Raw genomic sequence first — 14,502 nt, forward strand, 5'->3', positions numbered from 1 at the left:
CGTTCCGTGCGTATCTACTTCCGGAGTCGGCCGCGTCAGGATTTGAATACGCGGCTTGTCAGTTGTGTCGAGAGCGTGAAAAACTCGTCCTCTGCCCCGAGGTTCCCCCCAACTCCTTTGCCAACATGGTGAGTTGACCTCGCTTGTGGATGCAGGAGACTCATGCCCGACCTGCCGACCCCTCAGGACGCCTCCGAGGCCGCGCTGTTCTCCGAGTGCTGGGACGCGGTCCTCGCGTACGCCGACCTGTGCACGTCCGGTTCCACGGCCGCCGCACAGCTGGGCCGCGAGGCGTTCGCACACGGCATACGTGAGGCACGCGCCGCCGACGCCGGCCCGGTCCGCACCTCCGGGCGCCGTCCCGCCCGGCTGCCCCGCATACCCCTGCTGCTGACCGCCGTACGCACCACGGCCACGGACTGGGAGGAGGCGGGGCAGGGCCACAAACTCGACCCCGACCTGCGGCTGTGGCTCAACTCGGACAAGGCCGCCCGCTACACCGGACCGCCTCTGCAGCGCCCGCTCGCCCTGCGCGGACTGCGCGACCTGCAGCAGGCGGACGCGGAACTGCTGTGGCTGGCCGAGGTGGAGGCCCTGCCGCTGTCCCTGGTCGCCCGCCGCCTGGGCCTCGACCCGGCCACCGCCGACGACGAACTCCAGCAGGTGCGCACCCTGTTCCGGGACCGCTGCCACCGCAACCACCTCGACACGCCGATGGACGCCCGGTGCCGCAGCTACGCCCGGCTGCTGGACGCCGTCACCCGCGCCCCCGCCGCCGACGCCCCCGGCGACCTCTCCCGGCACCTCGCCACCTGTGTGCAGTGCGCCGAGGCCGCCGCCTGTCTGCGCCTGCACGGCGGAGGACTGCCCGGGGCGCTGGCCGGCGGGGTGATCGGCTGGGGCGGGCTCGCGTACCTGGAGCGCCGCCGCCGCGCCGCCGAGGTGCGGCTCGGCGTCGGCCGTCCCGGCCGGGCGGAACTGCCGCCCGGAGAATCGGAGGAGGGCGCGCAGAAGGCACGCGTCGCCCGCAACGGCCTCCTCGTCGCCGCCGTCCTGGTCTCCGCCCTGGCGCTCGGCGTCTCGATGATGCCCTTCGGCGGCAGCGGCGACGACCTCGGCGCGCGCGGCGACGCCGGCCGTCAGCCGGTGGCCGACCCCGACTTGTCCGTGCCGTCCGTCCCCTCCCTGCCTCCCGCGACCTCGAAGCCGGCCGGCAAGGCCACCGAGAACACGGGGAAGTCGCAGAAGCCCGGCAAACCGGAGAGCGGCGACAGCCGGACCGAACCGCAGGGCACCTCCTCTCCCACCGAACGCCCGGAGGAGCGCGAGAGCGAGGACCCCACCTGCCGGGTCGAGTACGACCTGGTCAACCAGTGGCCCGACGGCTTCCAGGCCACCGTCACCGTCACCACCAACGAGGCCCTCGACTCCTGGCGCGTCTCCTGGTCCTTCCGGAACGGCCAGCAGGTCGGCCAGATGTGGGACGCCTCCGTCTCCCAGAACGGCTCCCGCGTCACCGCCACCGCCGCCGACTACAACAAGTCGGTCCAGGCGGGCGACGACCTGGCCTTCGGCTTCCTCGCCTCCTGGCGCGGCAAGAACTCCCCGCCGTACGACTTCGAGCTCAACGGCGAGGACTGCGCGAAAACCGGTTGACGCGACTCCGCCGTGACGGGATAGCGTTACGGCGGTTCCACGAGAAGCCCGAGAGGGCCGAAGAGTCCAAGGACGAGGAGGTGTTGACCGATGGCTGTCATTGCGATGAGCGCTGCCCGCATCCAGTTCATCAAGTCCACCTCCATGGCCGCCGGCTGATCCGACCGACCGTCGGGCCGGGGGCCGACCTTGGAAAGGGTCACCCTTGACCTCCAGCTCTGCTTCATCCGTTTCCTCCGCGCTCGCTCCCTACGGCTGGGACGAGGCATGGGCGGCCGAGTTCGCCCCCTACGACACCGAAGGTCTGCTGCCCGGACGCGTGATCCGGGTCGACCGCGGCCAGTGCGATGTCGTCACCGCCGACGGCATCCTGCGGGCCGACACCGCGTTCGTCACGCCGCACGACCCGATGCGGGTCGTCTGCACCGGCGACTGGGTCGCCGTCGAACCCGGCGGGAACCCGCGCTACGTCCGCGCGTACCTGCCGCGCCGTACCGCGTTCGTCCGCTCCACCTCCTCCAAGCGGTCCGAGGGGCAGATCCTCGCGGCCAACGTCGACCACGCCATCGTCGCCGTGTCCCTCGCGGTCGAGCTCGACCTCGGCCGCGTCGAACGGTTCCTCGCGCTCGCCTGGGAGTCCGGGGCGCAGCCCGTCGTCGTCCTGTCCAAGGCCGACCTCGTGCCGGACGCCGTCACCCTCTCCCATCTCGTCCAGGACGTGGAGACCAGCGCGCCCGGCGTGCCGGTGGTGCCCGTCAGCTCGCTCGACGGGGACGGGCTCGACGTGCTCGCGGCGATCGTCGCCGGTGGTACGTCCGTGCTGCTCGGGCAGTCCGGCGCGGGCAAGTCGACCCTCGCCAACGCGCTGCTCGGCGAGGACGTCATGACCGTCCAGGCCACCCGGGACGCCGACGGCAAGGGCCGGCACACCACGACCACCCGCAACCTGCTCGCACTGCCCGGCGGCGGTGTCCTGATCGACACCCCCGGGCTGCGGGGCGTCGGACTCTGGGACGCCGAGAGCGGCGTCGGGCAGGTGTTCTCCGAGATCGAGGAACTGGCCGAGCGGTGCCGCTTCCACGACTGCGCCCACGAGGCGGAGCCGGGCTGCGCGGTGCTGGCCGCCATCGACACCGGTGAGCTGCCGGAGCGCCGGCTGGACAGTTACCGCAAGCTCCTGCGGGAGAACCAGCGCATCGTCGCCAAGACCGACGCCCGGCTCCGGGCGGAGATCCGCAAGGACTGGAAGCGGAAGGGGGCGATCGGACGGGCGGCGATGGAGGCCAAGCGCGGATCACACTGGCGTTCGTAGGCGCGCCGCCATCGGCCGGATATGATCAGCGGCCGCCTGACGGGCGGTCAAGTGTTCGTATCGAGGGGGATGGCGATATGCGTTTCAGAGCTCTGGGTGTGGCGGCGGCCGCGGCGGGTGTCCTCGCGGTCACCGCCGCGCCGGCCGGCGCCGCGCAGAACTGGCAGGCGGTGAGCACCGACTCCACCTGGCACTGCGGTGGCTACAAGACCCACAAGGTCTCCGACAACGTCAAGTTCAAGGTCTGCGCCGTCATCAACGGCAGCAGGTACGGGCAGGCCGTCCTGGTCGTGCAGAACGCGGCGAGCGTGGCGGTGTCGATCAGCGGTGCGGTGAGCGGCAACTTCGGCAGCAACGTGGACTGCGCCGGCTCCACGCTCAACGCCGGCTTCACCCGCGGATGCCTCGCGCCGACCAAGTACGTCGGCAACGAGTCGATCTTCGTGGTCGCCGGCCGGCTGCGGCTCAACGGTGTCGACGACTGGTACTACGACACCGAGTTCTACGTCCCGTAGAGACCGTCCGGTCGCTCTGGAAGACCGTCCGGTCTCTTCTCCGAGGTGAGTTCCAGAGCCAGGGCCACCCGGTCGGCCGCCGTGAAGCCTGCGTCGTGCGCCACGACGTAGGCTTCGTCGCCGAGTTCCTCCCGGACACGCAGTTCCGCGGACAGGTGCGCGGTGTGGAAGGGCAGCAGGCCGGTCAGGTCCACCCCCATGTCCCGGCGCAGCCCTTCGGCGGCGCCGAGCAGCGTGGCCGCCGGGCCGGGCCGGGCGACGGCGGCCGTCGCCCACGCCAGGCTCTCCACTCCCCACACCGGCCCCCAGTCGTCGCCGACCGCCCGCTGCCGGTCCAGGGCGTCCCGCAGCCGGGGCAGCGCCCGCACCGGATCGCCGTACCGCAGCTCGGCGACCCCCGCACACCAGGTCGCCCAGCTCCCGGCCCATTCGGCGCCGGACGCCTCGGCCTCGGCGACATACACCTCGCGGGTGGCCAGGGCGGTGTCGCGGGGGCCCAGGAAGGCGGCGGCCATGGCCCACATCATGGTGGCCATGTGAGTGTCCCCCGGTTGTCCGGCGGCCCGGAACGCCTCGCGGGCCTTGGCGAGCCGGTCGACGGCCGTGGTGTCGCCGTCGACGAGCAGCGCGCAGGCGCCCTCGACGAACCGGACCGCGGGGTGGGTCGCAGGGGCGGCTCCGGCCGGCCGGCACGCGTCCAGGAAGGCCCGTACGCCCGTCCGGTCGCCCTGGCAGAGGGCGACCCACGCCGTCATCGCGCGGGCGGCGACGTCCTGGTCCGGCCGGATGGTGCCGTCCGCGCGGGCGAGCAGCCGCTCCAGCCAGTGCCGGCCCTCCCCGAGGGTGCTGCTGAAGAACCAGCACCGGGTGCGGCCCAGGTCGACCGCGATGTCCAGGCCCGTGCCGGTCAGGTCCGCAACGGACGCGCACAGGTCGAGGGCCGAACGGATGTTGGGCAGGTCGAGGCGGAGCCGGGTGAGCCAGTCCACCTCCCGCGGCCCGCACCACCCGGCGGCGGCCCGGGCGGCGAGGTCCCGGTAGTGGCGGACATGGCGCAGCCGCACCGCCGCCACATCACCGCGTTCGTCGAGCCGGTCCCGGCCGTACTGGCGGATCGTCTCCAGCAGCCGGTATCTGACCCGCGGTCCCGCATGGCCGGCGTACACGATCGACTTGTCGACCAGTGCCGCCAGCAGATCACGGACGTCTCCGGGGGCGAGTGCCCCGCCCGTGCAGACCGCCTCGGCGGCGTCGAGGTCGAAGCCGCCGGTGAAGACGGAGAGCCGGCTCCACAGCAGCCGCTCGGCCTCGGTGCACAGGTCGTGACTCCAGTCGATGACCTGGCGCAGGGTGCGCCGCCGGTCGTCCGGGCCGCCGCCCCGGGGCGCGGCCAGCAGCCGGAAGCGGTCGTCGAGCCGGTCCAGGATCTCCCCGGCGGCCAGGGTGTTCAGCCGTACGGCGGCCAGCTCGACGGCGAGCGGGATGCCGTCCAGGCGATGGCACAGCTCGGCCACGGCGGCGTAGTTCGCCTCCGTGACGCGGAAGCCGGGCGCCGACGCCGCGGCTCGGTCGGCGAGCAGCCGCAGCGCCTCGCAGCCGGTGTCGTCGGCCCGCTCGGGCAGGGTGAGGCCGGGGACCACGACGACGTGCTCTCCCGGGACGGCCAGCCGCTCCCGGCTGGTGGCCAGCACGGTCAGCTCCGGCGCCCACCGCAGCAGCCGCAGCACCAGGGCGGCGACCGGTGCCACCAGGTGCTCGCAGTTGTCCAGGACCAACAGCAGCCGCCGGTCGCGCAGATGCTCGGTCACCGCGTCCGCCACGGGCCGGCTGGAGTGGTTGCGCAGACCGAGCGACTCCGCCACCGCCCGGTCCAGCAGGCCCGGATCGGTCAGCGGCGCCAGGTCCGCGAGCCACACCCCGTCCGGGAAGCCGGGGGCCGACCGGGTCGCGGCGCGCAGCGCCAGCCGGGTCTTGCCGACCCCGCCGACACCGGTCAGGGTCACCATCCGGGCCCGCGTCAACAGGTCGGCCACGTGGTCGAGTTCCCTGGCGCGGCCGACGAACGACGTGGTCTCGGCGGGCAGCCGGCCCGCGGTCCGGTCCCGGCCGGCGAAGGCGGCCGGCGCGTCGTCACCGGCCAGCACCCGGCGGTGCGCGTCACGCAGCCCGGCCCCGGGGTCCACGCCCAGTTCCCGGGCCAGGGTGTCCGCCGCCTCCCGGTAGCAGTCGAGGGCCTCGCCCTGCCGTCCGCTGCGGTGCAGGGCCAGCATCCGCTGCTCGTGAAAGCGTTCACGCAACGGGTGTGCCCCGGCGAGGGCGCGCAGTTCGGACAGCACCCGCGCGTGCCGGCCCAGCGCCAGATCGGCGTCGATTCGCAGTTCCAGGGCGTCGAGCAGGGCCTCGCCCAGGGCGGGCAGCACCTCCCGCAGTGACTCGGCCGGCAGATCGGGCAGCGGGTCGCCCCGCCAGAGCCGGACGGCCTCGTGCAGGGGGCCGGACGCCTCGGCCGGCCGCCCCGCCTCCAGCGCCGTACGGCCGTGCCGGACCAGTGCCGTGAAGCGGTGCAGGTCCACGTCCTGCGGGGCGACATCGAGCAGATAGCCCGACGGGCGGGTCAGGAGCAGGTCTCGGCCGAGAGCGCGGCGCAGCCGCAGCACGTAGTTCTGCAGGGCGTTGGGGACACGGGCGGGCTGCCGATCGCCCCACACCCGGCGGGCGAGGCACTCCACCGGCACGGTCCGTCCGGCGTCCACCAGCAGCGCGGCCAGCAGGGCCCGCAGCCGCGCCGCGCCGAGCGGCACGGGCACCCCGTCCCGCCGGATCTCCAGCGGCCCCAGCACCATGAACTCGTAGCGCGCACCCATCGCGTTCATGATGCTACACAGGGTGACTCTCGTGGGGCGGCGGCGGTGAGAGCCGGATGTGACCGGGCCGAGAGCGGGTGGGGTGACGGTGGACGAGTCGACGACGACTGACGATCCGACGAACCGACGATCCGAGAGGGGAACACCGTGCACGACGATCCGTTCGACCTCGACACGCGGCAGACCGGCGCGGGGGAGGGGCACGCCGCCGCGCTGACGAGCGGCGGCACCCTGAACCCGTGGTCGGGAGCCGCCCGGCAGGCGACGACCTCGACGACCCTGCACCCGCGGTCCGGTGCCGTCGGGCAACTGACCAGCCACACCATGCACCCGTGGTCGGGTGCCGTCGGGCGGCTGACGAGCGGCACCCTGCACCCCTGGTCCGGTGCCGCCCGGCAGGCGACCCAGCACGGCACGCTGCCGTTCCCGACGCCATGACCCGGAACGGCCCTTCGGAACCGGGTCGGACGCGGATGCCGTCCGACCCGGTCTTCGGCCACCTCGGTACGGCCCTGCTGCGCTCCCCGCTGCTCCCCGTCGGCACGCTGCGGGCACCGGCCGCACCGGATCCGGGCGACGAGACGGACGAGACCGACGCGACGGACGAGGCCAAGGCGCTGCGCGCGGCTGTCACGGAACTGACCGACGATCCGCTGCTGCTAGAGGCCCTGGCCCTGTCCAGCCCGTCCCTCGGCCGGCGGCTGGAGTCCGTGCGCGCGGGCGGGGACGTGTCCCTGTCCGCGCTGCGCCGCACCTGGCGGGCGGTGCTGCGCTACCGGGCGCGGATGGCCGGCCGGCCCACACCGTTCGGCCTGCTGGCGGGCGTCGCACCGATCCGGTTCGGCGACACCGCCCGGGTACGGCTCGGCTCGGCACACGCCAAGTCGGCCCGCCCCGACGCCGAGTGGCTGGCCTGTCTGACGCGGCGCTGGGAGCGGGACCCGGCGATCCTGGCCGGACTGCGCCTGTCGGCCAACGGCCTGTGCGTGCGGCGCGGCGACCGCCTGGTCCTGCCGTACGCGCCCGCCGCGCCGGAAGCCGGGCCCGGGCCCGCGCAGGCGGAGGAACCGCGTGAGGTGTCGGTGCGCTGGACGGCGGCTGTGGCGGCGGCCTACGAGCACGCCCACAGGCCCGTGACCCACGCCGCGCTCACGGAACATCTCCGGGCCCGGATGCCCGCCGCACCCGCCGGTGCGATCGAGGAACTGGTCACGGAACTCGTCACTCTCGGCTTCCTCCTGACGGACCTGTCACCGCCGCCCGGAGCGGCGGATCCGCTGGCGCAGGTGACCGGACGCCTGGCGGGAGTCCCGGCCGCGACGGGCGAGGCACGGCGGCTCGCGGGGGTGGCCGCCGCACTCGCCGACTACGCCGAACACCGTCCGGGCCAGGGGCTGCTCGCGCTGCGCGCGGCCGAGGACCGCATGGGCGCCCTGACCCAGCGCCCCCACTGCCTCGCCGTGGACACCGCACTCGACGCGGACATCACCCTGCCGTACGCGGTCGCCGAGGAGGCGCGGCGCGCGGCGGACCTGTTGTGGCGCCTCGGCCCGCCGGTCACCGGGACGACGCGTCCGCTCGCCTCCTACCATCGCGACTTCCTCGAACGGTACGGCCTCGCACGGGCGGTACCGGTGCCCGAGCTCCTCGATCCGGTCGGCGGGCTCGGCCCTCCGCTGCCCGACGCGACGACACGCGCAGGTGCCCGGGACCGTGTCCTGACGGCCCTGGCCCAGGAGGCGACCGCGTCCGGTGCGCGCGAGATCGTCCTGAGCGACCGGGACCTGCACGCCCTCGGCGACGACTCCGGCGTCCCTCCGCCCTCGACCGAGCTGGTCTTCCAGCTCCTCACGCCGTCCGAACAGGCACTCAAGGCAGGGGAGTTCACTCTTGTCGTATCCGCCCATCTCACCGGCACGTGGCCCGCCGGCTCCCTCGCGGCACGCTTCGCCCACCTGCTGCCCGAGGCAGGTCGGCAGCTCGCCGGGACGGCGCCCACGGCGCTCGCCGGTGCCGCCTCGCCGAACGGTCCGATCCTCCCCGTCCAGTTGGTCTTCCGCCCGGCCCTGCCCCGCGCCGGAAACGTCGTCCGCACACCCCGCTGGGTCGAACACACCGTGGCAACCGGCACCTTCGGGGAGGGCTCGGACCCGGGGCACCTCGCACTCGACGACCTGGCCGTGGTCGGCGAGCCGGACCGGCTGCGGCTGGTGTCGCTCCGGCACGGCGGGCAGGAGGTCGCCGCGGGCACCTTCCACATGCTCGACACCAGGCTGCTGGCGCCCGCGCACGTACGCCTGCTGCATCTGCTGAGCATCGACCACGTCCGGCCCTTGCTCGGCTGGGACTGGGGGACGGCGAGAGACTGGCCCTGGCTGCCCGCCGTACGCCACGGCCGGACCGTCCTGTGCCGGTCCCGGTGGCTGGTCCGGGACGCCGATGTCCTGGACCACCGCACGGGGTTCACCGCCTGGTCGGAGGCGCTCGGGGCGTGGCGGCGCCGGCTGCGGGTGCCCGACGTGGTCGAGGCCGGCAGCGGTGACCGCCTGCTGCCGCTGGACCTGTCCCGCACGGCGGACGCCCGGCTGCTGCGCGAGGAACTGCGGCGCGACCCCGACACCCCGCTGCACGAGCGGCCCGACCTGACCGGAGACGGCACGGGCTGGCTCACGGGCCCGCACGGCACGCACGCGGCCGAGATCTCCGTACCGTTGCTGCGCCGCGCGCCCTCCGCCGCCACCCCGGCCCCGGCCGCCCTCGCTGTCACTCGGCGTCCGTCCGTCCGTCGCGGCGACGACCCCGCCCGCGGCCTGCCGGGCGGCTCATGGCTCTACGCCAAGCTGTACTGCCCCGGCCCGCTCCAGGACACGGTCCTCGCCCGTCACCTGCCGGAGCTGCTGGACGCCCTGCCGCCCGAGGCGGACCGCTGGTTCTTCGTCCGGTACGCCGACCCGGACCCCCATCTGCGGCTGCGCCTGCACGGCGATCCCCGGACGCTGTACGGCGAGATCCTCCCCGCGCTCCACGACCTGGCGGCGGACCTGCGGAGGCAGCGGCTCGTCGGCCGGCTGGTCCTGGACACCTACGACCCGGAGACGGAGCGGTACGGAGGCACCGCCCGGACCATGGAGGCGGCGGAACGGGTGTTCCACGCCGACAGCGCGGCGGCCCTCGCGCAACTCCGCCTCCTCGACCACGCCCGGCCACCGGCCGAGCCGCTGCCGCTCACGGCGGCCGGCCGCGCCCATCTCGCCTGGCACCTCGTCCCGGGCACCCCGGCCGAGCGCGCCCGGCGCCTGCTCGCGGTCACGCCCCGCGACGAACACCACCGTGCCTTCCGCGACCACCGTGCCGAGGCGCTGCGGCTCGTCGACCCGTTCGGTGACTTCGCGGCCCTGTGCGAGGAGACCTGGGCGGCGCCGCTGCTGGCCGCCTGGCAGACCCGGGCGGCCGCCGCCGACAGCCTGCGCCAGTGCCTGGCCGAGACGCCTGCCGACACCGACGCCGACCCTGTACTGGCCTCCCTGCTGCACATGCACCACAACCGGCTGACCGCCGACCCCACGCCCTGGTCCGAGGGCCGGGTGGCCGCCGTCGCCCGCGGTGCCGTGGCGGCCCACCTCGCCCGCCGCGAGGCGCGGGCCGCTCCATGAGACGGCGGCCCGGCACCCGAAACGCCCTGTCCGATTTCCGCCAGCGGCAGTCCGGCCCACAGCGGAGACTGGACATGTGAGAGACCAGGTAACGGACGAGGACACCAGGTACGAGGCCGTACGCAGCCGCGACGCCCGGTTCGACGGCGTGTTCTTCTTCGCCGTCGAGACGACCGGCATCTACTGCCGGCCGAGCTGCCCGGCGGTCACCCCGAAGCGGGCCAACGTACGGTTCTTCGCCACGGCCGCCGCCGCGCAGAGCTCGGGCTTCCGGGCCTGCCGGCGGTGCCGGCCGGACGCCGTGCCCGGCTCCGCCGAGTGGAACGTCCGCGCGGACGTGGTGGGCCGGGCCATGCGACTGATCACCGACGGCGTGGTCGACCGGGAGGGCGTCGCCGGTCTCGCCGCACGGCTCGGCTACAGCGCACGGCAGGTGCAGCGGCAGCTCACCGCCGAACTCGGCGCCGGGCCGGTCGCCCTCGCCCGGGCCCAGCGGGCCCACACCGCGCGCGTGCTGCTCCAGACCACCGGGCTGCCGGTCACCGAGATCGGATTCGCGTCGGGCTTCGCCAGCGTGCGGCAGTTCAACGACACCATCCGGGCCGTCTACGCCTCCACCCCGAGCCAGCTGCGCGCCGCCGCCGTCCCGAAGGGCGGCCGGAACCGCCGTACGGGCACCCCGAACGCAGGCATCCCGCTGCGGCTCGCCCACCGCGGCCCCTACCAGGCAGGACCCGTCTTCGACCTGCTGGAACGCGAGGCCGTACCCGGCGTCGAGGAGGTGAGCGGCCCGCCCGGCGCGCGCACGTACCGGCGCACCCTTCGCCTGCCCTACGGCACCGGCATCGTCGCCGTCGACGAGCGCCCCGGCACCGCCCGCGCCGGGCTCGGCGCCCACCCCGGCGGCTGGCTCGACGCCCGGCTGCACCTCACCGACCCCCGCGACCTGACCACCGCCGTCCAGCGGCTGCGGCGACTGTTCGACCTCGACGCCGACCCCTACGCCGTCGACGAGCGCCTCGCCGCCGACCCACGGCTCGTGCCCCTGGTCGCCGCCCGGCCCGGGCTGCGCTCGCCGGGCACCGCCGACCCGGAGGAACTCGCGGTCCGCGCGCTGACCGGCCGGACGGAGGCGCAGCGGCTCGTGCTGCGGTACGGCAAGGCGCTCGACGCCCCCTGCGGCAGCCTCACCCACCTCTTCCCCGAGCCGGCCGTCCTCGCCGGGGCCGAGCCCGGCGGCACCCTCGGCGCGCTCACCGCCGCTCTCGCCGACCACGCCGTACGCCTCGACCCGGGCGCCGACCGGGACGACGCGCAGGACGCCCTGCGTGCCGTGCCCGGCCTGGACGCCCGTACCATCGCCGAGATCCGCACCCGCGCCCTCGGCGACCCGGACGTGGCCCCGCCCGGCCTCGACGTCCCCGACAGCTGGCGCCCCTGGCGCTCGTACGCCTTGAACCACCTGCGCGCAGCAGGGGAGTGGGAGTTGTGATGACCACGACGTACTGGACGACCGCGGACGGCCCCCTCGGGCCGCTGCTCCTGACCGCCGCCCCGACCGGCGAGCTGACCTCGCTGTCCGTGCCCGGGCAGAAGGGCGGACGCGTGGTGCTGGACGACTGGCGGCAGGACCCCGGGCCCTTCCGGGCGGCCGAGGAGCAGCTCGCCGCCTACTTCGCCGGGGAGCTGAAGGAGTTCCGGCTGCCGTGGCGCACCGAGGGCACGGCCTTCCGGGAGAAGGTCTGGGCCGCGCTGGACGACATCCCCTACGGCTCGACCGCGACCTACGGCGAGATCGCCGCGCGGATCGGAGCGCCCAGGGCGGCCGTACGGGCCGTCGGCGGGGCGATCGGCGCCAATCCGCTGCTGGTGGTCCGGCCGTGCCACCGGGTGATCGGCGCCGACGGCACGCTCACCGGGTACGCGGGCGGCCTGGACCGCAAGGTACGGCTGCTCACGCACGAGGGTGTGCTCTAGGTCCGCCTCGTCGGGGTGGTGTCAGCCCCAGAGGACCGCGCCGATCCAGGCCGCCGCGATCAGCTGGCAGGTGAACAGTTCGGTCAGGATGCTGGAGCCGCCCGAGCGCATCACCGTGCGCAGGGCGGCGACCGCGTCGCCGTGGCGGCCGAGGCGGCGGCGTTCACAGAGGTAGATACCGGCCAGAAATCCGGGGATCGCGCCGAGCACGGGGAGCAGGACGAAACCGAGGGTGGATCCGGCTCCGGCCCAGGCCAGCATGCGGCGGTTGGTGCCGCTCGCCCGGAGCTGCCGGGGCGGCAGGGCCCAGCGCACGCCCTGGGAGAGGAACATCAGGACCGTGGCACCCACCAGGGTCCACCACGCGACGGGCTGGGGATCCTTCAGCGCCCACCACATGACCGCGGCCCACACCAGCAACGACCCGGGCACCGCGGGCAGCAGCACTCCGCACAGACCGAGCAGGATGACCAGCCCGACCAGCAGGAGGTCCCACACTCCCATCTGACCAGCCTGCCGGAATCCGTGAGAAGTCGCAGGTCAGGAGCGTGGCCGTGGTCAGGACCCGCAGGTCAGCCGCCCGGGGCCCGTCGTCTGCCCATATCGCATGGCCGTTCTAGGGATCACTCGCGCCGCCGTTTCACCGTGCCGGGACGGGCCGGTTTTTCCGGAAGCCCCGTTTTCATCCCGGCCGTGCGGTGGACAATTAGGGGCATGAGCCAGCAGGGGGGAAGGCCCACCGGTCAGGACGACGACTGGTGGAGGCAGTTGTACGACGACTCCACCGACGACACGGGCCCCGCACCCGCCCCGGATTCCCTGGACGACCGCTTCGCCTCGGCGGCGGGGGCGGTCCGGGACCGGGCGGACGAGCGGCGCGCCTCCGATCCGGTGGTCCCGGCACCCCGGGCAGGCGCCGCCGACGTCACGGACACACCGCGCCGCGCGCCCTGGGAGCCGCCGTCGGCCCGGCTCACGGACCCGGTGACCTTCCCGGCCACCGTGAAGCCGCCGGGCCGGTCCGGGCAGGAACCGGATGACCGACCCCCCACGGCCGACGCGACCTCACCGGCCCCTCCACCTCTCCCCACGACCCCACCCACCTGGCCCAGCCCGGAATTCCGCCCCACCGAGCCCGCCTCTCCCGCTGCCGAGCCCGGAGGGATGGGGTCTCCGGGAACTCGCTCCGGTGGGGCCGGGTCTCAGGGGACTGGCTCCGGCGGGGCCGGGGCTCCGGGGGCCGGCTCCGGTGGGACCGCGGTTCCGGGGGCCGAGTCCGGCCGCCCCGGGGCACCCGCCACCGGGTCCGGCAGGGCCGCCTTCCCGGCCGCCGAGCCCAGCGGGACCCTCCCCGCCCCGGTCGACCCACCGGCCGCGCCACCCCGCCCCGCCGAACGTCCCTCGGCGCCGCCCCGCCCAGCCGATGCACCGGCCGCGCCGCCCCGCCCAGCCGACCCGGCGCTCGCCCCGCCTCGTCCGGCCGCCCCGCCGCACCCGCCGCATGGCCTCTCCGACCAACCCGCCCCCCGGATCGAGCGCCCCGCGCCCTCCCCACGGCCCCGTGGGTACGTGGGGTCCGGGCCGCCCACCTACGACGCCGAGCCCATCGCGCTTCCGGCGGCCGACCCCGATGATCTCGACGACCTGGTCGCGGACACCGTGCTCGACGGGGCCCGGTACGGGGCCTGTACGTTGCGGGCCGTGTCCGTGCGGGGGGACTCCGCGCGGTACCGGGGGGAGCCGCGGCGCGACTCGTTGCTGACCGCGCGCTTCGGCACGGGCGAGCACGCGCTGCTGCTGGTGGCGATGGCGACCGGGGCCCGTGCCACGCCTGGGGCGCACCGGGCCGCCGCCGAGGCCTGTCACTGGATCGGGCGGGCCGTCGGGCGCAGTCACGCCCGGCTCGTCGCGGACATACGGGACGGCCGCCGCGGTGACCTCAAGTCAGGACTGCACCGCCTCACCGACCGCAGTCTCGGCAAACTCCGCGCCAGCGCGGCCGAACAGGGCGTCGACCCGGAGGAGTACGCCGCCGGCCTGCGCTGCCTGCTGCTGTCGGCCGACCCGGAGTGCCGTACACGCGTCTTCTTCGGCGTCGGACCGGGCGGGCTGTTCCGGCTGCGGGACGGTGAGTGGCAGGACATCGAACCGCAGATCGCCGAGATCAAGGGCGAGCCCGTGATGGGGTTCGGCTCGCCGCCTTCCGAGACGCCCGAGGGCGACCGGTTCACCATGGACCTGGGCATCCCGACCCCGCCCAGCCCCTACGAACCGGCCCCCGAGCCACCCCGCGAGCCCTTCCGCTTCCGTACCTCCATCGCCCGCCCGGGTGACACGCTCCTGCTGTGCAGCGGCGGCCTCGCCGACCCGCTGCGCGGCGAACCCGAACTGGGCGACTACCTCGCCGAGCGGTGGTCCCGCCCCGACCCGCCCGGCCTCGCCGCGTTCCTCGCGGACTCCCAGGTGCGGGTCAAGGGCTACGCGGACGACCGTACGGCCGCCGCCGTGTGGGAGGCGTGAGCGCG

Annotated in this window: 11 protein-coding genes; 8 read left to right on the top strand and 3 right to left on the bottom strand. The window is 74.9% G+C overall.

The features are described from left to right. Positions 1-162: 162 nt before the first annotated feature. The 3 genes from ACFT4A_RS04455 to ACFT4A_RS04465 all read left to right on the top strand — a co-directional run bounded on the left by ACFT4A_RS04455 (position 163) and on the right by ACFT4A_RS04465 (position 3,483). Positions 163-1,656 carry a cellulose binding domain-containing protein gene (locus tag ACFT4A_RS04455; protein ID WP_382825862.1) on the top strand — a complete coding sequence of 498 codons (1,494 nt, stop codon included), beginning with the start codon at positions 163-165 and terminating at the stop codon, positions 1,654-1,656. Between the two features lie 205 nt (positions 1,657-1,861). Next, entirely contained in the window at positions 1,862-2,968 is a 1,107-nt protein-coding gene (gene rsgA / locus ACFT4A_RS04460; RefSeq protein WP_382825864.1) for a ribosome small subunit-dependent GTPase A, read from the top strand. 77 nt (positions 2,969-3,045) lie between these two features. Next, a complete protein-coding gene (locus ACFT4A_RS04465; protein ID WP_382825866.1) occupies positions 3,046-3,483 on the top strand; it encodes a hypothetical protein in 438 nt (145 codons plus the stop codon). On the opposite strand, the gene ACFT4A_RS04470 is transcribed toward ACFT4A_RS04465, so the two are convergent. Next, positions 3,471-6,347, bottom strand: a complete 2,877-nt coding sequence (locus ACFT4A_RS04470; RefSeq protein WP_382825867.1) for a BTAD domain-containing putative transcriptional regulator — start codon at positions 6,345-6,347, stop codon at positions 3,471-3,473. The two genes, ACFT4A_RS04465 and ACFT4A_RS04470, sit on opposite strands and share 13 nt — an antisense overlap. 147 nt (positions 6,348-6,494) lie before the next feature. Between ACFT4A_RS04470 and ACFT4A_RS04475 the strand changes: the two genes are divergently transcribed. The 4 genes from ACFT4A_RS04475 to ACFT4A_RS04490 all read left to right on the top strand — a co-directional run bounded on the left by ACFT4A_RS04475 (position 6,495) and on the right by ACFT4A_RS04490 (position 11,977). Beyond that, positions 6,495-6,785, top strand: a complete 291-nt coding sequence (locus ACFT4A_RS04475) for a hypothetical protein (protein WP_382825869.1) — start codon at positions 6,495-6,497, stop codon at positions 6,783-6,785. Positions 6,786-6,820: 35 nt separating this feature from the next. Continuing rightward, the gene (locus ACFT4A_RS04480; RefSeq protein ID WP_382825871.1) at positions 6,821-10,000 is read left to right on the top strand and encodes a lantibiotic dehydratase; all 3,180 of its coding nucleotides are present in this window, start codon (positions 6,821-6,823) and stop codon (positions 9,998-10,000) included. 76 nt (positions 10,001-10,076) lie between these two features. Beyond that, a complete protein-coding gene (locus tag ACFT4A_RS04485; RefSeq protein WP_382825873.1) occupies positions 10,077-11,492 on the top strand; it encodes a bifunctional transcriptional activator/DNA repair enzyme AdaA in 1,416 nt (471 codons plus the stop codon). After that, a complete protein-coding gene (locus ACFT4A_RS04490) occupies positions 11,492-11,977 on the top strand; it encodes a methylated-DNA--[protein]-cysteine S-methyltransferase (RefSeq protein ID WP_382825875.1) in 486 nt (161 codons plus the stop codon). Before ACFT4A_RS04485 ends, ACFT4A_RS04490 begins: the two co-directional genes overlap by 1 nt. Before the next feature lie 21 nt (positions 11,978-11,998). Here the strand turns inward: ACFT4A_RS04490 and ACFT4A_RS04495 are convergent, their stop codons facing one another. Together ACFT4A_RS04495 and ACFT4A_RS04500 are read right to left on the bottom strand one after the other, a co-directional pair. Further along, the gene (locus tag ACFT4A_RS04495) at positions 11,999-12,481 is read right to left on the bottom strand and encodes a DUF456 domain-containing protein (protein ID WP_382825876.1); all 483 of its coding nucleotides are present in this window, start codon (positions 12,479-12,481) and stop codon (positions 11,999-12,001) included. Positions 12,482-12,720: 239 nt separating this feature from the next. Next, a complete protein-coding gene (locus ACFT4A_RS04500) occupies positions 12,721-13,029 on the bottom strand; it encodes a hypothetical protein (RefSeq protein WP_382825878.1) in 309 nt (102 codons plus the stop codon). Between the two features lie 517 nt (positions 13,030-13,546). Between ACFT4A_RS04500 and ACFT4A_RS04505 the strand changes: the two genes are divergently transcribed. After that, positions 13,547-14,497 carry a protein phosphatase 2C domain-containing protein gene (locus ACFT4A_RS04505; protein WP_382825880.1) on the top strand — a complete coding sequence of 317 codons (951 nt, stop codon included), beginning with the start codon at positions 13,547-13,549 and terminating at the stop codon, positions 14,495-14,497. Positions 14,498-14,502: the final 5 nt, after the last annotated feature.

The organism is Streptomyces sp. NPDC057099, from assembly GCF_042671245.1.
GTDB lineage: Bacteria > Actinomycetota > Actinomycetes > Streptomycetales > Streptomycetaceae > Streptomyces > Streptomyces purpurascens.